The organism is Streptomyces sp. NBC_01352 (assembly GCF_036237295.1).
GTDB lineage: Bacteria > Actinomycetota > Actinomycetes > Streptomycetales > Streptomycetaceae > Streptomyces > Streptomyces plumbiresistens.
Genome location: NZ_CP108354.1, coordinates 9,269,855 through 9,291,160, shown reverse-complemented (window position 1 = coordinate 9,291,160; position 21,306 = coordinate 9,269,855). Strand labels below are relative to the sequence as shown.

Below are 21,306 nucleotides of genomic sequence, written 5' to 3'. Positions count from 1 at the left end.
TCATCGGGCGTCCTTCCCCAGGCACTTGGCGAGCTCCGTCGCGTTGTGCCGCATCATCGATACGTAGTCGTCGACCTTGTCGTCGAACGAGTCGCCGTAGATCGTGCAGATCCCGACCCCCTCGTCCTCCGCGACCCGGCGCAGCACGTCGGCGCGCGCCGCGAGGTTCGGTTCCAGGAACACCGACGGGACCTTCTTCTCCCGGATGGTGTTGCCGAGTTCCTCGACCTCGGCCGCGCTCGGCTCCTGGTTCGGCACGGGCACGACGAAGCCCGCGATCTCCATGCCGTACGCCTTGGCGAGGTAGCCGAAAGCGTCGTGTGTGGTGATCAGCTTCCGGTTCTGCTCCGGCACGGTCGCGAGCTTCTTCGCGACCTCCTCGTCAAGGGCGCCGAGCGTCTTCAGATATACGGCGGCGTTCTTCTCGTACGTCGCCTTCCCCTCCGGATCCGCCTTGATCAGCTCGGCCTCGATCCGCCGCACGTACGCCCCGGCGTTGGCGACGTCCGCCCAGGCGTGCGGATCCATGTCGCCGTGCACATGCTTGCCGATCACGGCCTGCGGCAGCACCCACAGCGGGTCGCCCGCCTTGCCGAGGAAGGAATACGGCTCCTCCTTCGGTACCGCCGCCTTGGCCCGGTCGGGCACGTTGAGCACCACGCCGTCGGCCGCGAGGCGCGCCGGCTCGCCGCTCTTGTCGTCGTCCGCGCGGACGTACACCTTGCCGGTCTCGGCGTTGAGGGCAACGTCGGCGTGGCCGCCGTCGAGCACGCTCGTGCCCTCGGGTGCCTCGGTGTCGTCGCCGACGGTGAAGGTGAAGGTGCCGGTGCCGATCTCCGCGGTCTTCCCGTCGAGGGTCTCGGTCTGTCCCTCGACGGTCAGCCGGTACGTACCGGGCTCGCTGAACGCCCAGTTGACGTGCGTGTGCGCCTCGGGCGGCAGAGTGAAGGAGTCGGCCTCGTCGAGGCCGTCGGCGGAGTCGATGTACACCTTGGGCTTGCCGAGCGTGTCGGTGAGATACACACGCAGCTCACCGGGCCCGTCCAACTTCGTGGCCGTCGTGCGTACTTGGGAGCCGTCTCCCGCGACCTCGCCCTCTACGGCCCAGCCGAGCCACAGCACGTCGAGCCCGAGATCCTCCTCCAGCTTCATGACCGTGCCGCCGTACTCCTCCAGCTTCTCGGCGATCTCGATCTTCGGGGCGGACTTCTGGGCGTTGGTGTGAACCATCTTCATGATTCCGGGCTCTTCGAGCAGCAGTCCGTTGCTGAACACGATGTCGGCCTCGGTCACCTTGGCCGCGTCGCCGGGGCTCGGCTCGTAGGAGTGCGGGTCGCCGTGGTGCGGCACGATCGAGGTGGCGTCGACGCGGTCACCGCCGACCTGCTCGACGAGGTCGGCGATGATCGCGGTGGTCGTCGACACCGTCAACTCGGCATCGGACGAGCTGGCTTGAAGCCCGCTGCACCCGGACAGTAACGTGCTCGCCGCGATCAGCGCGGCGGTGGTGATGGTGCGTCTGGGGTGGCCCCGCATGGGGCTCCTCCTTCTCTCGAACACGACAGTGCCGCGCACGACGGACCGGAGGGCTGCCAGGCGCCGGTCCGTCGTACGCGGAGCTTTCACAGGGCGGTACGGCGACGTCGTACGAACAGCACCGCGCCGCCACCCATGAGCACGGCGGCCACGGCGATGCCCGCGATCGTGCCGACCTGCGCACCGGTGGAGGCAAGCCCGCCGGACACCGAGGTGCCGCTCCCGCCGGTCGACGAACTTCCGCCGGCTCCGGTGGATCCGGAGCCCGGGTCCGTTGCCGGGGGCGAGGCGGAGGCGGACGCCGAGCCGGACGCGGGCAGCGAAGGGGACACGGTCGCGGTCGGCGTCACGGAGGCCGACCCCGACGGGGTGGCCGTCGGCGTCGCCGTCGGCTCGTCCCCCTCACCCGGCGTCACGGTCGACGGATCCGTGTCGTCCCCGACCACCCAGGCGATGGTCTCCGTGTCGCTGACCTTCGTGCCGTCGGCGAGCGTCGCGCTGACCGTGAAGGTGGTGCGGTAGACGCCCTCGGCGCTGAACACCCAGTCGAAGTGGCTGTGGGTGCCCGCACCGAGGGTATGGGCGTCGGGCAGACCGTCACCGCTGTTGAGCGAGACGACCGGGACGCCCATCGCGTCGTTGTGGAACATCGCGATGTTCCCGGGGCCCTGCACGGAGTCCAGCCGGAAGGCGACGCGACCGTCGAGGTCGGCCTTGGCGTACTCCGTGGTGTTCCAGCCCGGCCACACGATGCCGGCGTTCTGCTGCAGCGGCAGCCACCACACCGCGTCGCCCGGGGTGCCGAGGAACGTGTACCCGTCCGGGATCTTCCGCTTGGCGGCGGGCCGTACGTGCATGACCACCTCGCCCGGCTCGTACCACTCGTGGTTGAGCTCGGTGCCCTCCTTGAGCTGGAACTCCAGGTCGCCGCCTGTCGGGCGGGCCGCCATGTCGACGTGGCCCTCGGCGATGACGTGCGCCGCCGGGGCGGTGGGCGACGGGCTCGCGGTCGCCGAGCCGGTCGGCGAATCCGTCGGGGAAGCCGTCGGAGTGGAGCCGTCACCGGGCAGGACGCCGGCCGGGTCGACGTCGTCGCCGACGACCACGGCGAGGGTCTCGGTGTCCGAGGAGCCGCCGCTCGTCACGGTGAAGGTGAGCCGGTGGACGCCCTCCGCGGTGAACTGCCAGACGGGAAGCAGCCGTTCCTCGTCGCCGGGCAGCGTGAAGCTGCGCTGAACGGACTCGACACTGCCGAGATACGGGATCGCCGGAGCGTCCGCGTTGTCCATCTCGGGGGTGTACGTGGCCATACCGAAGTCGCCGGGCCCGTCGTATCCGGACAGCGTGATCTCGGTGTCGTCCCCCGCCTCGGAGCCGTTCCAGCCCGGCTCCGGCGCGAAGATGTTCTCCGCCTCCCAGCCGCCCAGCTGCCAGGAGTCCATGTTGGTCGTGCCGAGCGCCGTGGCCACCGGGTCCGGGGTGTACTGCAGGGAGGACGCCGGGGCGTGCAGCACGACCTGGGACGGCTCGCGCACGGCCGTCGTGCCGCTGCTGCGGTCGTCGATCTGCAACTCCAGCTTTCCGTCGACCGGTCGGGGCGTGAAGTCGAGCTCGCCCTCGTCCAGGACGACGGCACCGCCGGCGGCGCGGGCGTTCCCGCTGCCGCCGCCGACCAGCCCTGCCGCGCTCAGGAGCACAGCGGTCGCTGCGGTGAGAGCCGCGGCCGTGTAGGCGCGTCTGCCGCGCGTCAGGGCCCGCATCACGAGCTGACGACGACGGTGAAGGTCTCGGTGGCCGACTCGGTCACGCCGCCGACCGTGCCCTGGACCCGGAACGTGAGCTGGTAGGTGCCTGCCTCCTCGAAGGCCCAGTTGGCGTGGTTGTGGGTGGCGACGGCGAAGGTTCTGGACTTGAAGCTCGTGGTGGCGGTGTTGCTGTCGAACCAGCGGCTGCCGCTGCCCGCGTAGATGCTGAAGTCCTCCGTGGCGGCGCCGTTGCGGGTGGCGCTGACCAGGGTGTACGTGACGTTGTTGTTCGCGAGGACCCCCGTGGTGAGGTGCTCGGTGGAGATGCCCGGGAAGAGCACCCCGGCCGCGTCGGCCTCGGCCTCGGTGTCCGGCAGCAGCCAGACCTGGCTGCCCGAACCGAGGAACCCGTAGCCCGGGTTGGCGACCTTCGCGGCCGCGGGCACCGACAGGGTCACGTCGGCCGGCTCGTACTCGGTGTCGGTCTCCTCGTCGTGGACGTGCAGGTGCAGGTCGGCGCCGTCCCACTCGGCGTCGAGGACGTCGACGTGGCCGCTGGACAGCGTGGTGGCCGCCAGCGCCGGCGTGGCCGCGAGGCCGCCGAGCGCGACTGCCGCGGCGAGGGAACCGGAGACGGTCAGAGTGCGGGCGAGAGTACGCATGGTGATCCCCCAAGGATCATGAGAAAAGGTGGGTATGGGGTGAAACGTCTTTCGCGCTTCAGTCACCGGGCTCGTGGTTGCGGGTACGCAAAAGAGACCCCCCAGGTCATGCTCATGCCCACTTGGGCACAACAAGATGATAATCATTTTCAAATGAGGGGGCAATGAGATTGATGTGAAGCCTGGCTCCCCACCGCCGGTCCGGCAGGTGCCCGTGCCCCGGATCCCCTCCGCCTCCGCCTCCGGATTCGCCGGCTCGCCTGGGAGGCTGATCCCATGACTGTGTCCGACTCCCCCGAGTTCCTGCAGATCGCCCGGTCGCACGAGATCACTCCGGAGCTGAGGGGACAGCTGGTCGACTGCTGGACAGCCGTCATCAACGCGGGCGGCGCGGTGATCGCGCCCGGGATTCCCCTGCCTCCCGTCAGCGTGCGGGACGTCGGTCCGGCGGCAGAACGGCTCATCGACGGACTCGATCCGGAGCGCGGTCGACTGCTCGTCGCGACCATCGACGGAACACTCGCGGGCTGGCTGCTCGTTCGCCGGGACCCTCATCCGCTGATCGCGCACTGGGGGGTGGTCAACCACGTCCAGACCCACCCACGCTTCCGCCGGCAAGGAATCGGCACCGCACTCATGACCCGCGTCCGGGAGATCGCCGCGGAGGACTTGAAACTGGAGCAACTGCAGCTCAGTGCGCGAGGGGGTCTCGGGCTCGAGCACTTCTACCGGAGCCTGGGATGGACCGAAGTGGGCCGATGGCCGGGCGCGCTGCGCGTGGCCCCTGGCGACGACCGCGACGACATCCTGATGTGCCTCAGTCTCTGAACCGTCCGGTTCGACGTGCCCTCTGCAGACCTTGTTCACTCGCAAAGCGAAGGCAAGGCCCATGCACCACAGGGCGTAAACAGACCGAGGAATGGAAAGGGGGTATACGGCAAAACCGCGGGAAGTGTCGGACGTGCCCGGATCAGGGCGCGGCGGCCTCAGTGGGAGGGGTACCGCGTGTGGGTGGAGGGCCCTTGTATCTGGAACCCCGGCTCGGGCCGCGGCTTCGGTCGCTGCTGGAGTCGGCGGACTTCCTGCACATGCTCACCGACGCGCTCGGCTCGCCACTCAACCTCGTGGTGCCGGACCAGTTAGCCGAGAACCTGGCGCGGCTCCGGTCCGTGTACCGCGAGCACCGTCTCTCGGGCCAGGTCTTCTACGCCCACAAGGCCAACCGCTCCAGCGCCCTGCTGCGCCGACTCGCCGCCACGGACGCCGGGGTGGACGTCGCGTCCCTGGGCGAGCTCCAGCACGCTCTCGGCGCCGGTTTCACACCCGACCGGATCACGGCCACCGGCCCCAAGAACCCCGAATTCCTGTGGCTCGCCGCGCGCACGGGCGTCACCGTGAGCGTCGACGGCGGATCCGAACTCGACCAGCTGGCCGCGCTGGTGCGCGCGCACCGGCTCTCCCCCGTACGTATCCTGCTGCGCCTGTCGGGATTCGAGGCGTCCGGCGTCAAGGTGCTGAGCCGGCCGAGTCGCTTCGGCACACCCGTACCGGAGTTGGACCCCCTGCTGAAAGCCGTCGAACGGCATGCCGGCGCGGTCGACCTGACCGGCGTCGCCTACCACCTGGACACGACCGGCGTCGCGGAGAAGGCGACGGCCCTGGAAGGCTGTCTGGAAGCCCTGGAGGTGTGCCGGAGCCGGGGCCTGCGCCCCCGGGCCGTGGACATCGGTGGCGGATTCGGCGTCAACTACCTTGCCGACGGGGAGCAGTGGGAGCGGTACACCACCGAACTCACCTCCGCGGTGCTGGGCAGACGCCCTCCCCTGGCCTGGGGCGGGCACGGCTACGGTCTGCGCAACGAGGCCGGTACGCTGCGCGGCGCCCTCGGGCTCTACCCTGCCCACCGGCCGGTGGCCGGGGCACGGTACCTCGACGAGCTGCTGATGCAGCCCGCCGCCTCCCTGGGCGGCCGCCCCCTCGCGGCACTGCTGCTGGAGCACCTCTACGACCTGTACACGGAGCCGGGCCGGGCTCTGCTCGACCAGTGCGGGATCACGGTGGCCAAGGTGCTGGAGGTGCGCTCCCCGGACACCGGTGCCGAACTGCTCGTACGGCTGGCGCTGAAGGCGAACGACGTGGCCCTGGAGGAGCACGGCGTGCTGATGGACCCCGTCGTGATCCCCAGGAGCGACACCGGGCCGCGTACGGACGGCGGGGAGCCCGTCGGCGTGTACCTGTTCGGCAGCCTGTGCCTGGAGACGGACATGATCACCCGGCGTACGGTCTTCCTGCCGCGCCGTCCCGCGCCGGGCGACCTGATGGTCTTCGCCAACACCGCCGGCTACGCCATGGACTTCCACGCCACCCGCGCCCAGCTCCAGCCCGTCGCCCACAAGGCCGCCGTCTGGCAGGACGGCGGCGCCTGGCGCTGGTGCCCGGACGACCAGTACTGGCCGATCACCCTCCCGGGAGAACCCCATTGAGGTACGACAGCATCACCGAGGCCATAGGCAACACCCCGCTGGTGCGCATCGACCCGGACGTGCACGGACTGCGGAACATCGACCTGTACGCCAAGCTCGAACTGCTCAACCCCTTCGGCTCGGTCAAGGACCGGGCCGCCTGGAACATGGCGCGCCCGCACCTGAGTGAGGCGGTCGAACACGGCAGCCAGATCGTTGAGTTGTCCAGCGGCAACACGGCGAAGGCGCTCGCGGTCATCGCGGGCATGCACGGGCTGACCTTCAAGAGCGTCACCAACCGGATGCGAGTGCCGGAGATAAAGGACCTCCTGTTGCTGCTCGGCGCTCAGATCGAGGAACTGCCGGGACAGAGCGAGTGTCTGGACCCGACCGCGACCGACGATCCGCTGACCCTCTTCCACCGGAACCTGTCCGCCTCCGGCAGCGCCTATCTGCACACCGACCAGTACTTCAACCCGCGCAACACCGACGCCCATCTCACCGGCACCGGACCGGAGATCGTGAAGGACCTGGACGGCCGGGCACCGGACTGGTTCGTGGCGTGCGTGGGCACCGCGGGCTCCTCGACGGGTGTGGCCCGCGTCCTGCGGGAGACCGATCCGGCCGTGCGGGTGCTCGGCCTGGTCGCGGCCAAGTCCGACTTCATCCCCGGCATCCGCACCATCGACGAGGTGCAGGAGGTCGGCCTGTTCGACCCGGACACGTACGACACGATGGAGTCGGTGAGCGCCGACGACGCGATCGAGGGGATGCTGGCCCTGAATCGCCGGTGCGGCATCCTGGCCGGACCGACCGGCGGGGCCGCCTACTTCGGCGCCGTACGTCATCTGCGGCCGGTGGACGCGGAGTTGACGGAGCGTCAGGTGGCGGTGTTCATCGTCTGCGACCGTGTGGAGAGCTATCTGAGCTATGTGCGGCAGCGACGGCCCGATCTGCTGGGCCGGCCGCCCCGGAAGAACTCGCCGGCCGACCTGTCCGACGCGGAGATACGTACGGCCCCGGCCATCGGCGTCGGCGACGCCCAGGCGTGGATCGCCACCGACCGTCCGCTCGTCGTCGACCTGCGCAGCCCCTACGCGTACGCCGCGCTGCACATCGACGGCTCGGTCAACATCGTCGACGAACTGTTCGGGGAACTCGTCCAGGGCGGCCTGCCGTTCAGCAGGCGGCAGCCGGTGCTGCTGGCGTGTCCGGTGGGCGAGCAGTCCGCCCGGTACGCGGCGCTGCTGACCCGGATGGGGCACCCCGACGTCCGTGGCCTGGCGGGCGGCATCATCGCGTGGCGCGACGCGGGCGCACCCCTGGTACGGGACTGACCGGCATGACCGCACCCACGACCCGCGACCACGGCCGCCCCGACCTCGAGGACCTGCGCTCCTGGCAGCGCGAGGTCCGCGCGCAGTTCCCGATCTTCTCCGGGCAGCCCGACCCGGGCTCCCCGGAGCCTGCCTACCTGGACAGCGCGGCCACGGCACAGAAGCCGCTGGCCGTCCTGGACGCGGTGCGGACGTATCTCACCACCACCAACGCCAACGCCGGTCGCGGCACCTACACCTGGGCCAACCGGACCACCGACCTGGTCGAGCGCACCCGCGACCGGGTCAAGGAGTTCCTGGGCGACCCGCACCCGGAGCGCTCGGCCGTCCACTTCACCAGCGGCACGACCGAGGGGCTGCGCACGATCGCCCGCGACTGGCTGGCCGGCTTCCTCTCCGACGGCGACGAGATCGTCGTACCGGTCGCCGACCACCAGGCCAACATCCTCCCCTGGCTGGAGACGCAGCAGTTGCTCGCCCGCCAGGGTGTGCACGTCCGCGTCCGGCCCATGCCCTACCAGCCGGGCTCCGGGGACTACGACCACCTCGCGCTCGCCGAACTGGCCGGTCCCCGGACCCGGTTCGTCGCCGCCACTCACGTCCACCACGTCTACGGCGGCGACATGAACCCGCACCGCATCCGCCGGGCGGTCGGCCCGGACGCGGTCATCTGCCTGGACGCCGCCCAGAGCGTCGGCCACCAGCCGGTGTCCGTGGCCGACCTGGACGTGGACTTCGCCGTCTTCTCCGGGCACAAGGCCCTGGCCCTGCCCGGCACCGGCGCGGTCTGGGCCCGCCAGGCACGCGGACCTGCCTTCGCCCCCGGCGGCTGGAGCGGCACCCCGAACACCGCCGGCATCGCCTCCCTGGCAGCGGCCCTGGACTGGCTGGACGCCACCGGCGTCGACCGCATCGAACGCTGGACGGTCGCCCTGGCGGCCCGGCTCACCGAAGGGCTGCGCCACCTGGACGCCTACGAGGTGCTCGGCTGTCCGCTCAGCCTGGCCGCCGACTCCACCGTCCAACGCCGCCAGGGCATCGTCACCTTCCGCCACCGGGCCATCGACTCGGGCGACCTCGGGTTCATCCTCTTCAGCCACGGCTTCATGGTCCGGTCCGACAGCCACTGCCAGGGCAGAGCGGGCGAGAAGACCGACTCCGTGCGGGTGAGCCTGCACGCGTACAACACCCTGGAGGAGATCGACCGGTTGCTGTCCGTTCTCCACGGACTCCAGTGATGCGGATGCCCAATTAATGGCCGATCCGAATGGTCGATCCGAATGGACGATCCGGGGCAATGGAAACCGTTTTCACCTGTAACCTCTGTGGGGCGAGGAACGACAGGTGCGAGACGGCGAGGTGGCACGACCGGATGGGGCTGAGCATGGCTACGGCCGCGCGGTGGGTGGAGCGTTGGGAGCGGCAGCAGCAGCGGTACGCCGTCGACCGTGAGGAGCGGTTCACCGTGATCGCCGACGTCGTCGAGCACATCGCCGCGGGCCGCGCGGGCCGGCCCTTCATCGCCGACCTGGGCTGCGGGCCCGGCTCGCTGGCGGCCAGACTGGCCCGCCGGCTGCCGGACGCGGACATCGTGGCCGTGGACATGGACCCCCTGCTGCTGGAGCTGGCCCGCACCCACCACGCCGACGCGGCCCGCTACGTCGACGCGGTGATCGGCGAGACCGGCTGGACCGAGGCGCTGGACCTGGACCGTCCACTGGACGCGGCCGTCACGACGACGGCACTGCACTACCTCGACACCGACACCCTCCGCCGTACGTACCGGCAGCTCGCCGCACTGCTGCGGCCCGGCGGCGTGCTGGTCAACGGCGACCATCTCCCGCAGGACCACTCCGGCCCGGCCGACCTCACCGCCCACGTCGGACGCCTGCGGGCCGACCGGCAGCAGGCGTTCGCCCACGAGGACTGGACGTCCTGGTGGGCGGCCGTCGCGGACGACCCGGAACTGACCGACCTGCTCGCCGAGCGCCGCCGCCGGACGGCGAGCGGCACCGGCCATGGCCGCGCCCTGCCCCTCTCCGGCCACCTGAGCCTGCTGCACGAGGCCGGCTTCGGCCAGGCGGGTCCGGTGTGGCAGTACGGCGAGAGCTACGTGGTCGTGGCCGTCCGATAACGCGGACGAGCCGTGAAAAGCGGCTCCCGTGGGCCTGCGGGGCAGGTGAGGGGGCCGTACCGAAAGCCCTGGCCGACACCGAGCGGCGTAGGGCAGGTGGCGTCAGGGCATGACCGCCGTCATCGCACGGGCACCGCGAGGTACTGGTACTCCAGGAACTCGTCGATGCCGACCCGGCCACCCTCCCTGCCGAGTCCGGACTGCTTGACGCCGCCGAAGGGCGCGGCCGGGTTGGAGACGAGGCCGGTGTTGAGGCCCACCATGCCCACCTCCAGGCGTTCGCTGACGCGAAGAGCGCGGTCCAGGCCCTCGGTGAAGAGGTAGCCGACCAGACCCCAGGGGGTGTCGTTGGCGCGGCGGACGACCTCGTCCTCGTCGTCGAAGGTGAGGATCGCCGCGACCGGTCCGAAGATCTCGGTGTCCATCAGGCCGCTGCCGGGGTCCACGTCGGTGAGCACGGTCGGCGGGTAGAAGCAACCCGGGCCTTCGGGCGTACGGCCGCCGACGAGCACCCGGGCGCCGCGCTCCACCGCGTCGGCGACCAGCTCCTCGACCTTGGTCCGCCCGGCGGCGTCGATCAGCGGGCCGACGTCGACGCCGTCCCGGGTGCCGGGGCCCACCACGAGCGCGCCCATGCGCTCGGCCAGGCGGCGCCCGAACTCCTCCGCCACCGACCGGTGGACGAAGAACCGGTTCGCGGCCGTGCACGCCTCGCCCATGTTGCGCATCTTGGCGAGCATCGCGCCGTCGACGGCCACGTCGAGGTCGGCGTCCTCGAAGACGATGAACGGCGCGTTCCCGCCCAGTTCCATCGAGGTCCGGACAACCGCGTCGGCGCACTGGGCGAGCAGCAGCCGCCCGACATCGGTGGAGCCGGTGAAGGAGAGCTTGCGCAGCCGGCCGCCGCGCAGGAGCGGTTCGCACACCTCCCCCGCACGGGAGGTGGTGACGACGTTCAGCACGCCGTCCGGCAACCCGGCCTCCTTGAGGATCGCGGCGAGGGCCAGGCTGGAGAGCGGGGTCTGCGGGGCGGGCTTGAGCACCATCGTGCAGCCGGCCGCGATCGCCGGGCCGATCTTGCGGGTGCCCATGGCGAGCGGGAAGTTCCACGGGGTGATCAGCAGGCACGGGCCGACCGGGCGGCGGGAGAGCAGCATGCGGTTGCGGCCGTCGGGCAGGATGCCCGAGCCGCCGTCGATACGGACGGCCTCCTCGGAGAACCAGCGGAAGAACTCCGCCGCGTACGCCACCTCTCCCCGGGCCTCGGCGAGCGGCTTGCCCATCTCGGACGTCATCAGGTGGGCGAGTTCGTCGGTGCGCTCGAGGATGATCTCGTAGGCGCGGCGCAGGATCTCGCTGCGTGCCCGCGGTGCCGTACGGGCCCACGCCTCCTGCGCCTGGACGGCCGCGTCCTCCGCCAGGCGGGCGTCCTTGGCGCCGGCGTCGGCGACGCGGGCGATGATCTCGCCGGTCGCGGGGTCGTCCACGGGCATGGTGGCGCCGTCCGCGGCGTCCAGCCAGGAACCGCCGATGAACAACTGCGTGGGTGTGTCGGTCATGACGTCTCTCCTGGTTGATCGGCGGCGGGGTCGAGGAGTTCCGCGAGATGCAGGGCGCGGACGCCCCGGTCACCGACGAGGTGGTCGATCTGGGGGGCGCGGCTGAAGCCGTCGGCCACGGCGAAGAAGGCCACAGCCTGCGGGGGGACGCGGTGGTTGGAGGCGTCGTAGGCGTACCGGCCGAGGGCGCCCGGGCCGGATTCCACCCGCGGGCCCGGAGCCGTCTCGGCGAGCCGGGCGGTCAGCCGCGCCACGCTGGCGCTCATCGTGCCGACTGTCCTGAGGTACCGGCCTCCACCGCGGTCGCCCATGCCCGGAGTCCCTCGTCCACCGCCGTCTCGTCGATCACCAGCGCCGGGATCATGCGCACGACCTGGTTCCAGGCCCCGCACAGCAGCAGGAGCAGCCCTTCGTCCACCGCTGCACGCTGAACCCGGGCGGCGGTCTCCGGGTCCGGGCTGCCGTCCTCGGTGACGAACTCGGTGGCCAGCATCAGACCCAGGCCGCGTACGTCTCCGATCCCCGGCGTGCGGGCCGCCACCGCCTCCAGGCCCTGGCGCAGCCGCGCCCCCATGGCGTCGGCATTCTCCACGAGCTTCTCGTCCCGGACGACGTCGAGCGTGGCGACGGCCGCGGCGCAGGCGACGGCGTTGGCGCCGTAGGTCCCGCCCTGCGAACCGGGCCACGCCTTCGACATCAACTCCTCGGAGGCGGCGATGCCGGACAGCGGGAACCCGCTGGCCAGGCCCTTGGCGGTGACGAGGATGTCCGGCGTGATGCCGAAGTGGTCGTGGCCCCAGAAGCGGCCGGTGCGACCCACGCCCGTCTGCACCTCGTCCAGGATCAGCAGGAAGCCGTGCCGGTCGGCGCGCTCGCGCAGCCCCTCCAGGAAGGCGCGGGTCGCGGGCACGTACCCGCCCTCGCCAAGGACCGGCTCGACGATGACGGCGGCCGTGTCGGCGGGCGAGGAGATCGTCTGCAGCGTGTAGTCGAGCTCCTGGAGGGCGAAGCGGGTGGCGGTCTCCTCGTCCCAGCCGTACCGGTAGGCCGTCGGGAAGGGGGTCACGACCACACCGCTCATCAGCGGCGAGAAACCGGAGCGGAAGCGGGTGCCCGAGGTGGTCATGGAGGCGGCGGCGACAGTACGGCCGTGGAAGCCGCCATGACAGACGAGGACGTTCGGCCGGCCGGTGGCCTGCCGGGCCAGCCGCAGCGCCGCCTCGACGGCCTCGCTGCCGGAGTTGGTGAAGAACAGGCTGTCCAGGCCGGCCGGCAGCACCTCGCCGAGCTTGTCGACCAGCTGCCGCAGCGGCCGGTGCATGACCGTCGTGTACTGGCCGTGCACCAGCGTGGCCACCTGCTCCTGCGCCGCCGCCACGACCCTCGGGTGGCAGTGACCGGTGCTGGTCACGCCGATACCCGCGGTGAAGTCGAGATAGCGGCGGCCGTCCTCGCCGTAGAGGTGGACGCCCTCGCCCCGGGCCGCCACCACGGGAGTAGCCTGACGGAGGTGCGGCGACAGTGCGGTCATGTTCGTCTCCCGGCGTGCGTTGTCGGACTGGTGCGGTCCCCCGAGCATCTCCGCCGCCCAGCCGGGCGCCAATACGCGATCTGTCCGGTGAGGGCATCCTGTTCTGACGTTGTGTCAAGCACGCGCCCGTGATGCGGCGCCCGCTGCCCCGCCGCCCGCGGCGGACCACCTCCTGCGCAGGTCGGCGAGGCTTGTCACAGTGACCGGCACCAGGGAGACACCGTGAACGACACCCCCTCGACGGCGGGACCGCCGGACATGGACGACCCGGACAGCAGTCCGCCCGGACGCACCCTCACCCTCGCCGACGTCCTGGCCCTCCCCGTACTGGCCGTCGGCCGGCCCCGGGTCGTCACCGGCGTGACCGGCCTCGACCGGCCCGTCCGCTGGGTCCACATCACCGAGCTGACGGACCCCGCCTCCTTCCTCAAGGGCGGCGAACTCGTGCTGACCACCGGCATGCCCCTGCCCGAGGAGCCCGCGGGAATCCGCCGCTACGTCGACGAACTCGCCGGCGTCGGGGCGGCGGCCCTGCTCATCGAACTCGTACGGCGCTACCACCGTCCGCCCGACGCCCTCGTCCACGCCTGCCGCGCCCGCGGGCTGCCGCTGATCACCCTCGCGAAGGACGTCAACTTCCTCGAGGTCACCCAGGTCGTCCACGCGCTCATCCTCGGCAACCAGGCCGAGGCGATGCGCCGCACCCAGCGCGTCCACGAGGCGTTCACCACTCTGACGTTGCGCGGCGCCGGACCGGAGGACGTGATGCGCGCGGCAGCCGAGATGAGCGGCCACACGGTCGTCCTGGAAAACCTGGTCCACCAGGCACTGATCTGCGAACCCTCCGGCACCACTCTGGAGGAAGCGCTCACCGACTGGGAGCAACGCTCCAGAGCCACCCCGCCCGGCGACCGCACGAGCCAGTGCGGCCCGGAAGGCTGGCTCACCGCACCGGTCGAATACCAAGGCGAACGCTGGGGCCGTGTGGCCATGCTGCCCGCCCCCGCCACCGAACCGGCCTTCGGACCGGAGCACATCACCGTCCTGGAGAGAACGGCGATGGCCCTGACCGTCGCCCGCCTCATCCATCCCACGCCCTGGGAACGCACCGCGCACCGCAACGCCCTGCGCGACCTCCTCGAGCAGCGCCACCGCTCCCCCGAAGACGTCCACGCCCGCCTGGCCGCACTGGGCCTGCCCACCGAGAACTGCGGCTTCCTCACGGTCGTGGTGGACCTCCCCGCCGAAGGCACCACGGCGAACCCCGAATCCCGCCTGTCCCAGGACCTGCAGACAACGGGAATCCCGGCACTCCTCGGCGAACTGGCCCCCGGCCGCCTGGGAGTACTGCTCGCCCTGAGCCCCTCACACCCCTGGCAACCCACGGTCGAACGGCTGAGCCACGCCGCGCTCGCCCTCTCCCCGCGGGCCGTCGTGAGCGTCGGCTCCGAGGTCGCCCATCTCACCGACGCCCCCCGATCCTTCCACCAGGCAACCCGCGTGGCCGAGGCCACCCCGCCCGACCAGCCCCTCCCGCCTGGCCGCTCCTTCCACGAACGCGCCGATGTCGACCTGCGCCGCCTGCTGTACGCGCTCCGCGAGGACACCCGGATCCAGGAATACGCCGAACAACAACTCGGCCGCCTCCTCGATCACGACACCCGGCACGGCACCAACCTGCTGACGACCCTCCGCCACTACCTGGACGCCGCCGGCAACAAGACCAGCGCCGCCCGCCGCGGCGGCCTGTCCCGCGAGACGTTCTATCAACGCGTGCGTACCATCGAGCGCCTGCTCGACTGCGACCTCGAATCCGGCGACCAGCGCACCGCATTGCACGTGGCCCTGACCGCGCTGGACGTCTTCCGCGTCGGCTGAGCGGGGCCGACCTCGTGTCTTCCGGACGCAGAAAACGGTGCCGGGGCGGGCTGTCGCCCCGGCACCGTCGCGTCACTCCTCGTCGCGCAGCCGTGCCGCCAGGGCGATCAGCGACTCGGTCTCCTCGGTGTGGCCCGAGGCGGTCAGGCGGGAGACCGCCGCGTCGAGGCGGGTGAGGGCGGGGTCGGGGCGTTCCAGGTAGATGCCCTCCACGGCGCCCGCGAGGCGGACGCACTCGGCCCACTCGCCCGCGCGGTCGTCCTCCTCCGGCCCCGGCTCGCCGAGCAGGGCGAGGGCCTTCTCCAGGGCGGCGAGGGCGTCCTCGTACTCGCCTGCGTACGCGTTGACCCGCCCGTGTTCGTAGGCCAGGGCCGACTCCAGGGAACGGTCGTGGGGCTCGTACTCGGCGGCGCGGGCCTCGTCGGCGATCCGGCCGGCGTCGGCGAGGAAGGCGCGGGCGTCGGCCAGACCGTCGGCTCCCTGCTGCTGGGCCTGGAGGCGGGCGAGTTCGCGCAGGCAGTTGCTGAGCTGCTCGTAGCGCGGGGCCCTGGCGTGGGCGGCGATCGCCTGGTCCGCCGCCTCGCGGGCCCGGCCGAACTCGCCGGACTCGCCGAGGAGTACGGCCGTCTCCGCGGCGATCATGGCGTGGCTCCCCGGGTCGTCGTCCCAGCCGGCCGACTCGGCCGCGAGCGCGACGAACTCCGCGGTGGCGGCCTTGAGGTCCTCCCCCGCGTGCAGCGCGCGGGCGCGGGTCAGGCGCAGCTGAGCCACGATCCGGTCGTCCAGCTCTCCGGCGGCGACGTCCGGTTCGGCCAGCAGGGAGTCGAGCAGAGCGATGCAGTCCTCGACGCGCCCCAGGTCGAGAGTGAGCTGGGCCGCGTTGCTGTAGGAGCAGAACGCGTCCGTCCGGCTGCCGCGCCGCAGGTCCACCTCCGCCGAGCGCGTCAGGTGCCGCAGGGCCTCGTCGGGGCGGCCCAGGTGCATGCAGGCCTCGGCCAGATCACCGTGGAGGCGGCTGGTGTCGACCGCGTCGGCCGGCCAGTCGGCGGCCAGACGCAGGCCCTCGGTGAGGTCCCCGTAGGCGGTCTGGGCGTCCCGGAGGCCGAGGTGGAGCCGGCCGCGCAGGCCGAGCGTGCGGGGCAGGTGCCAGGCGGGGCCGTGCGCCTTCAGCCGGTCGACGACGGCGTCGATCTCGGTGACCGCGGTGGGCAGGTCGCCGGAGAGGGCGTACGTGCTGGCTCGCAGCAGCAGGGCGCCGGAGATCTGCCCGGCGACATCGTGCCGGGTGGCGAACGCGTGCAGCAGGTCCGCCTCGGCGAAGACCGGTGCGACGTGCTCCTCGCTCCCCGTCGTCTGCAGGCGCATGCCGAGCGCGGTCGCCCGCAGCCGCAGCAGGCGGGCCTCCTGGTACGGGACGAGGCCGGGCGTCTTCTCTTGCAGGCGGACGATGGACGCGTGGGCGGCGGTGAGTGCGGCGGTCTTGGCCTCGGTCGCGTCGGCTGCGCCCTGCGCGGGGATCTCGGCCGAGGCGAGCAGGGCACTGGCGCGGGCGAGCGCCGCGTGGCCCGGCAGTGCGGCGTCCTCGTACAGGCCCGCGGCCTCCTCGTAGAGGTCGGCGGCGACGGCGAACTCGTCCTTCTCGCCGGCCCGGCCCGCCTCGTCGGCCAGCAGGTCCGCGCGCAGCTGTACGAGCGGGCCCACGGCCGGGTCGTCGGGGTGGGTGTAGTCGCGGGTGACGACGAGCGTGCGCAGCCGGGCCCAGCAGGCCTGTGCGTCCGGGTGGCCCTGCTCGTCCAACGCCCGTGCCCGGGCGATGAGTTCGGGCAGCGACTCCGGGACGGCGGCGGCCGTACGGGCGGCGGGCGCGGCGGCCGGGGCGACCGGGACGGCCGGGGCCACGTCGTCGAGGCTGCGGGGGCGCAGGGTCAGTTCCAGCGCGTCCAGCAGCGGAGCGCGGTCGAGGCGGGCCCTGCGGCGGTCGGTGTGGGCGGTGGTTCCGTTGCGGGCGTCGAAGCGGGCGGCGAGGTCGTCGGCGCGGCCGCGCACCTCGGCGCGCAGGCCGGCCACCGTCCAGGTGCGGCCCGCGTATCCGGCGACGGGCAGTTCGCCGCGGCCGAGGAACTCGACGCGCTGGAGAAGGACCTCCACGCCGGTGAGGAAGCCGAGCAGGTCCAGCGGCGAGTCGACCTCGTCGAACAGGCTCCGGTTCTCGGCGAGCAGTTCCAGGCCGCGTGCCTCGTTGCCGGTGAGCGCGCAGAACTCCAGGTGCCGGCCGACCTCCTGGGACATCGAGGGGTTGCGGCGGCAGCTGCGGTAGCCGGCGAGGTGCAGTTCGCGGGCCCGGTCGGCGCGGCCGGTGCGCAGGAGGGGCAACAGTGCGTGCGAGACGGAGCGAGCCGGCTCCTCCTGGCAGGACTCCTTCCCGGCCAGGACGGGCTCCCAGGTGCTCAGCGCCCGCTCGTCGTCGCCCGCCGCGAGGTGGTACAGGGCGCGCTCGCAGATCTCGCAGGCCTCGCAGTCGCTGAGCCGGGTGCGGGTGCGGCTCGCCCACAGCTCGTAGGCGAGGGTGGTGTCCTCGCCTACGTGGGCGGCGAGGACGTACGCCTGTCCGTAGTAGGGCTGGAGGCCGAGGTCGGCCTTCTCGTACCGGTCGCGCATCTCGGTGAGCCACTGGCGCAGACTGGCCAGCGGTATCTCGGGCAGCTGGCGCAGGGCGTGGGCCACCCACTTGAACCGCCAGAACAGCATGTGGCGCAGGCGCTCGTCGAAGACGTCGGGCTGCTCGTCGAAGAGGGTCAGCAGGCGGGCGAAGACGACGGGCGACTTGCGGGGTTCGGAGCCGTAGGTGTACGCCTCCTGGAGTTCGAGGAGCGCGTGGACGAGCGGGACGGGATCGGCGAACTGCTCGGCGGCGTCGACGAGTTCCTCGGCGGTGACGGTGCGGGTGCGGCCGTAGGGGCGCCGGTCGTTCTCCTTGAGCGCCTGGTACAGCTCGTCGGTGCTCTGGGGGTGGGGTGCGGTGGGCATCGTCAGCTGTCCTTGCGGAGGGCGTGGGCGAGAAGGTCGAGGAAGGAGCGGTTGATGAGGCTCGATTCGGCGGGCCTCAGCGGGCGCCGGGACAGCATCGCGGCCTGCCCGTAGAGCGCTTCGGCGCTGGTGCGGGCCAGCTCTGGCTCGTCGATGGCGACGGCCGCGCGGACCAGCGGGTTGAGCTGGTTGAGGATCAGCTGGGCCCGCGGGGCCTCCTGGCGCAGGGCGCCGAGGATGTCGCCCCACACGCCGCCCTGCTGCTCACGGGCGAGCTGGGAGCGGGTGCGCTCGTGCCGGGCCTCGCGGCTGTCGACGAGGAGGGCGGGGGCGGAGGCGGGCTGGAAGGTGCGCAGCGCGACGTCGCAGTCGAAGACGGCGAGGGCGTCGCGGGCCCGGGCGAGGTAGGCCGCGGCGGCCAGTTCCGTCTCCCGGTCGACGGGGTCCAGGTGGGCGGTGAGGGTCGCCGGGTCGAGGTCGGCGACGGTGGCCTCGGGCCTGATCTCGGGCAGCCGGTGGACCAGTTCGCGGTCGTAGGTGTAGCCGCCGTTGACGACGCCGAGCCCGGCGGCCGAGGCGATGGCGGCGACCTGCCGGAACTCCTCCACGCTCGACGTCACGAGCACGGTGCGGTGGGTGCGCGCGAACTCGTCGAGGGTGGTGTGCCCGTCGGTGGTCTCGAACGGCAGCCAGGGCAGCAGCATCCGCAGGATCTCGTCGTCGTGCACGGCGAGCGACTTCACGGCCAGGTGGTGGGCCTGGAGGAAGCGGGCGAGCAGGTCCGGGTCGCTGGCCGCGGCCCGCGCGATCCAGGCGCGCAGCCGCTCGGCGAGTGCGTCACGGACGGCGGCGAGGGTGTCGTCCTCGTAGAGGGACTCGCGGGACGCGGTCGGTCGCAGGCTTTCGGCGTCGACGACGCAGCGGACGAAGAACGCCCACTCGGGCAGGATCTCCTCGGCCTGTTCGGACAGCAGCATGCCCTTGACGTGCACGCGGTGGCCGTGGCGGCGCCCGGCCGGCACGGTCTCGGGCAGCACGCACGCGATGCCCTTCAGGCCCACGGCGGGCAGGTCCAGTTCAATGGTGTCCAGCGGCGTGAACCCGAACACCTCCTGGCCGTACGCGGCCAGCGCGCGGGAGCGGGCTCCTGGTGTGGGGTACGTACGTGCCCAGGGTGCGGGCTCGGGGTTGACGGACGCCCCAGGACCTCCCGGACCTGCCGGGCCGCCTGTGCCGCCTGTGCCGCCTGTGCCGTCGTCGAAGGTCACCGGGTGGCGCAGCAGGGTGCCGAAGTGCCGGGCCAGCGCGTGCACCTGGGCCGGGCGGGTCCACTCGCCCGCGTCGGCGCGCGGCGTCAGCGTGACGGTGGTGCCTGGCCGGGGGCGGGCGGAGGCGGGCAGGGTGCGGACGGTGTAGCTGCCGTCGCCGCGTCCACGCCACTCGACGGCCAGGGCGTCGGGGGTGCGGGCGGAGCGGCTCAGGACGTGGATCTCGTCCGCGACCAGGAAGCAGGAGAGCAGGCCGATGCCGAACTGGCCGATGAAGTCGCCGCGTTGCTCGGCAATGCGCTCGGCCCGCTTGCTGCTGCGGCCGATCGTGGCGAGGAAGGTGTGCACGTCGGCCTCGGTGAGACCGACGCCGTCGTCCTCGACGCGTACCACCGAGCCGTCAGCGTACAGACGGATGCCGAGGGCGTCGGCGGAGGCGGCCGGATCGAGGGCGTGCCGGGCGGTGAGCGCGTCGACCGCGTTCTGCAGGAGTTCGCGCAGGTAGACGCGGGGGCTGGAGTAGAGGTGGTGGGAGAGGAGGTCGACGAGGCCGCGCAGATCCACCTGGAAGGTGCGGTCGGCGCCGGCCGCGTTCGCGGCGGTGTCGGGCAGAGTCATCGGGCAGTCCGGAGTGGGAGGGGTGGCGGGCGGTATCGAGCCGGCGTGCGCTCAGGCGCGGCGGTGGCGGCGGGCGAACTGCTTCTCGGGCTCCGCGAAGTAGGTCCAGGGCCAGCTGGTGTAGGCGCCGTCCAGCGTCTGGAACACGCGCCGGACCGTGTGGCGCTCACCGGCCAGCGACAGGGCCATGGCGAACATGTTGAAGTCGTGCTGCCAGCCCGGGCGCCACACGTAGCCGGGGTGGAGGATGCTGTGGTCCGCCGCTTCCCTCAACTGCGCCTGGATCTCGGGGGTTTCGAGGCAGTCGGCGCGCTCCGACTCGACCCACTCCTCGATGTACGCCATGGCGATCACGCAGCCGAGGCGGTGCCCCTGCGGGGCGCGGGCCGACGCCTCCTGGGCGAACGCCAGGGCCTGGCCCGGCTCGCCGCCCCAGCGGGGCTGCAGCTGCGACAGCCACTCGAGGTGGGTCTCGAGGTCCAGCGGGTCGCGGCGCAGGGCGGCGTCGCGGCGGGTCTCGTTGACGGCGGTGCCCAGCGACATGCCGCGACCGGAGGTGAGGAGGCGGCGCCACGGGGTGACCCAGTCCGGCCGCAACTCGGCGGCCTCGAGCAGCTGTTCTTCGGCGATGTGGAGCCGCTCGTGGAAGATGCGCCACTGCTCCTGCGTGACGTTCACGGCACGCTCGGCGGTGCGCGCCTCCCAGCCCCAGATGATGTGGCGCGCCCCGGATATCAGCAGGGCCGTCGCCCGGTGCTCCTTGTCCTCCTCGACGGCCCGGCCGATCCAGTCCTGCACACCGTCCACGTCGGCGAGTTCACCCAGGATCTGGTGGTCGCGGCCGAGATCGAACGGTGCCAGCGCCGCCTTGACCGCCTCCCAGCCACCCGCGCCGGCCGCCTCCACCAGCGCGAGCACCCGCGCGTCCCCGAGCGCGCGCAGCGTGTACATCCCGTTCTTCTCCCTGCGCGGAACAGGAAGGGCGTACGGATCCGCCGCCGGTCTCTCCGCTCCCCTGCCGAACAGCTTGCCGAACATGCCGCGCCCTCCCCTGGTCCCGCGTGATCGTCCGGTGCAGCATAAACGGCCCCACCGACACCACTTCCACAGGGTTTTCACCGGCACTTCACGGGCCCGGTCCCGCCCTCCCGCCTCGATCCGGCCGCCGTCTCCATCCGCGCAATCGGGCCTTGCGCGACCGCACTGACCATGCACCACCACGCGATCGGACCACCGAACGCCCCGATTTCAACCTGCGCAACACTTTTCCTTTTTCGCGCGCTACGGCCCTTCCAGGAGGCCTGCAAGTCGCACAAGCAGAGAATGGACGCATTCGACCGGCGCACAGAGGGGCGCACGCCCTAATACATAAATCGTGCGCCTGTGCGACGTCGGATAATACGCCGATTGCAGTGGCCTGAAGGAAACCTTCCTGTGCCGGCGGAAAGTTGAGGCACTTGCGCGGGACACGGAATCCCTGCACACTCATCAAGGTCGGTGCATTGGTCGACGCGTGGACCGGCGGGGGTGTAGATCGTCAGCACAATTC

The 21,306-nt window shown here is 71.8% G+C and carries 15 protein-coding genes; 6 read left to right on the top strand and 9 right to left on the bottom strand.

Going from position 1 to position 21,306, the window contains the following annotated elements:
* From OG252_RS42675 to OG252_RS42665, 3 genes are all read right to left on the bottom strand, one after another.
* Entirely contained in the window at window positions 1–1,536 is a 1,536-nt protein-coding gene (locus OG252_RS42675; RefSeq protein WP_266443956.1) for an anchored repeat ABC transporter, substrate-binding protein, read from the bottom strand.
* 86 nt (window positions 1,537–1,622) lie between these two features.
* Entirely contained in the window at window positions 1,623–3,296 is a 1,674-nt protein-coding gene (locus OG252_RS42670; protein ID WP_266443953.1) for a choice-of-anchor M domain-containing protein, read from the bottom strand.
* Complete coding sequence (locus OG252_RS42665) at window positions 3,296–3,943, bottom strand: choice-of-anchor M domain-containing protein (protein WP_266443950.1); 648 nt, start codon at window positions 3,941–3,943, stop codon at window positions 3,296–3,298. Before OG252_RS42665 ends, OG252_RS42670 begins: the two co-directional genes overlap by 1 nt.
* 276 nt (window positions 3,944–4,219) lie before the next feature.
* Here OG252_RS42665 and OG252_RS42660 point away from each other — a divergent pair, with 276 nt between their 5' ends.
* The 5 genes from OG252_RS42660 to OG252_RS42640 all read left to right on the top strand — a co-directional run bounded on the left by OG252_RS42660 (window position 4,220) and on the right by OG252_RS42640 (window position 9,876).
* Window positions 4,220–4,771: a GNAT family N-acetyltransferase gene (locus OG252_RS42660; protein WP_266443947.1), complete on the top strand. Its 552-nt coding sequence runs from the start codon at window positions 4,220–4,222 to the stop codon at window positions 4,769–4,771.
* Window positions 4,772–4,950: 179 nt separating this feature from the next.
* On the top strand, window positions 4,951–6,426 hold the full coding sequence (locus OG252_RS42655) for a Y4yA family PLP-dependent enzyme (RefSeq protein WP_329342917.1): 1,476 nt from the start codon (window positions 4,951–4,953) through the stop codon (window positions 6,424–6,426).
* Window positions 6,423–7,742, top strand: coding sequence for a pyridoxal-phosphate dependent enzyme (locus OG252_RS42650; RefSeq protein WP_266443944.1), 1,320 nt, complete (start codon window positions 6,423–6,425; stop codon window positions 7,740–7,742). The genes OG252_RS42655 and OG252_RS42650 overlap by 4 nt, the downstream gene beginning before the upstream one ends.
* A 5-nt stretch (window positions 7,743–7,747) precedes the next feature.
* Window positions 7,748–8,980, top strand: a complete 1,233-nt coding sequence (locus OG252_RS42645) for an aminotransferase class V-fold PLP-dependent enzyme (protein WP_266443941.1) — start codon at window positions 7,748–7,750, stop codon at window positions 8,978–8,980.
* Between the two features lie 134 nt (window positions 8,981–9,114).
* Window positions 9,115–9,876: a class I SAM-dependent methyltransferase gene (locus OG252_RS42640; protein WP_266443939.1), complete on the top strand. Its 762-nt coding sequence runs from the start codon at window positions 9,115–9,117 to the stop codon at window positions 9,874–9,876.
* 119 nt (window positions 9,877–9,995) lie between these two features.
* Here the strand turns inward: OG252_RS42640 and OG252_RS42635 are convergent, their stop codons facing one another.
* Genes OG252_RS42635 through OG252_RS42625 form a run of 3 tightly spaced genes read right to left on the bottom strand, consistent with a single transcriptional unit; the run spans window position 9,996 to window position 12,966 of the window.
* Complete coding sequence (locus OG252_RS42635) at window positions 9,996–11,435, bottom strand: NAD-dependent succinate-semialdehyde dehydrogenase (protein WP_266443936.1); 1,440 nt, start codon at window positions 11,433–11,435, stop codon at window positions 9,996–9,998.
* The gene (locus OG252_RS42630; RefSeq protein WP_266443933.1) at window positions 11,432–11,701 is read right to left on the bottom strand and encodes a hypothetical protein; all 270 of its coding nucleotides are present in this window, start codon (window positions 11,699–11,701) and stop codon (window positions 11,432–11,434) included. The genes OG252_RS42635 and OG252_RS42630 overlap by 4 nt, the downstream gene beginning before the upstream one ends.
* Window positions 11,698–12,966 (bottom strand): aspartate aminotransferase family protein, encoded by a 1,269-nt coding sequence (locus tag OG252_RS42625; RefSeq protein ID WP_266443931.1) that lies wholly within the window; start codon window positions 12,964–12,966, stop codon window positions 11,698–11,700. Before OG252_RS42625 ends, OG252_RS42630 begins: the two co-directional genes overlap by 4 nt.
* Before the next feature lie 258 nt (window positions 12,967–13,224).
* Here OG252_RS42625 and OG252_RS42620 point away from each other — a divergent pair, with 258 nt between their 5' ends.
* A complete protein-coding gene (locus tag OG252_RS42620) occupies window positions 13,225–14,844 on the top strand; it encodes a PucR family transcriptional regulator (RefSeq protein WP_266448787.1) in 1,620 nt (539 codons plus the stop codon).
* Between the two features lie 72 nt (window positions 14,845–14,916).
* Here OG252_RS42620 and OG252_RS42615 read toward each other — a convergent pair whose 3' ends face one another.
* From OG252_RS42615 to OG252_RS42605, 3 genes are read right to left on the bottom strand one after another with little or no spacing between them, the layout of a single operon-like run.
* A complete protein-coding gene (locus OG252_RS42615) occupies window positions 14,917–17,871 on the bottom strand; it encodes a hypothetical protein (RefSeq protein WP_266443928.1) in 2,955 nt (984 codons plus the stop codon).
* 2 nt (window positions 17,872–17,873) lie between these two features.
* Window positions 17,874–19,757, bottom strand: a complete 1,884-nt coding sequence (locus tag OG252_RS42610; RefSeq protein WP_266443926.1) for an HSP90 family protein — start codon at window positions 19,755–19,757, stop codon at window positions 17,874–17,876.
* A gap of 51 nt (window positions 19,758–19,808) precedes the next feature.
* Window positions 19,809–20,795: a hypothetical protein gene (locus OG252_RS42605; protein ID WP_266443924.1), complete on the bottom strand. Its 987-nt coding sequence runs from the start codon at window positions 20,793–20,795 to the stop codon at window positions 19,809–19,811.
* Window positions 20,796–21,306: the final 511 nt, after the last annotated feature.

What these genes read in the sequence shown, in the direction of transcription:
- OG252_RS42615 (WP_266443928.1), bottom strand. Translation starts at nt 17,871, where the DNA reads ATGCCCACCGCACCCCACCCCCAGAGCACCGACGAGCTGTACCAGGCG.
- OG252_RS42670 (WP_266443953.1), bottom strand. Translation starts at nt 3,296, where the DNA reads ATGCGGGCCCTGACGCGCGGCAGACGCGCCTACACGGCCGCGGCTCTC.
- OG252_RS42630 (WP_266443933.1), bottom strand. Translation starts at nt 11,701, where the DNA reads ATGAGCGCCAGCGTGGCGCGGCTGACCGCCCGGCTCGCCGAGACGGCT.
- OG252_RS42660 (WP_266443947.1), top strand. Translation starts at nt 4,220, where the DNA reads ATGACTGTGTCCGACTCCCCCGAGTTCCTGCAGATCGCCCGGTCGCAC.
- OG252_RS42620 (WP_266448787.1), top strand. Translation starts at nt 13,225, where the DNA reads ATGGACGACCCGGACAGCAGTCCGCCCGGACGCACCCTCACCCTCGCC.
- OG252_RS42665 (WP_266443950.1), bottom strand. Translation starts at nt 3,943, where the DNA reads ATGCGTACTCTCGCCCGCACTCTGACCGTCTCCGGTTCCCTCGCCGCG.
- OG252_RS42605 (WP_266443924.1), bottom strand. Translation starts at nt 20,795, where the DNA reads ATGTTCGGCAAGCTGTTCGGCAGGGGAGCGGAGAGACCGGCGGCGGAT.
- OG252_RS42640 (WP_266443939.1), top strand. Translation starts at nt 9,115, where the DNA reads ATGGGGCTGAGCATGGCTACGGCCGCGCGGTGGGTGGAGCGTTGGGAG.
- OG252_RS42635 (WP_266443936.1), bottom strand. Translation starts at nt 11,435, where the DNA reads ATGACCGACACACCCACGCAGTTGTTCATCGGCGGTTCCTGGCTGGAC.
- OG252_RS42675 (WP_266443956.1), bottom strand. Translation starts at nt 1,536, where the DNA reads ATGCGGGGCCACCCCAGACGCACCATCACCACCGCCGCGCTGATCGCG.
- OG252_RS42610 (WP_266443926.1), bottom strand. Translation starts at nt 19,757, where the DNA reads ATGACTCTGCCCGACACCGCCGCGAACGCGGCCGGCGCCGACCGCACC.
- OG252_RS42625 (WP_266443931.1), bottom strand. Translation starts at nt 12,966, where the DNA reads ATGACCGCACTGTCGCCGCACCTCCGTCAGGCTACTCCCGTGGTGGCG.
- OG252_RS42645 (WP_266443941.1), top strand. Translation starts at nt 7,748, where the DNA reads ATGACCGCACCCACGACCCGCGACCACGGCCGCCCCGACCTCGAGGAC.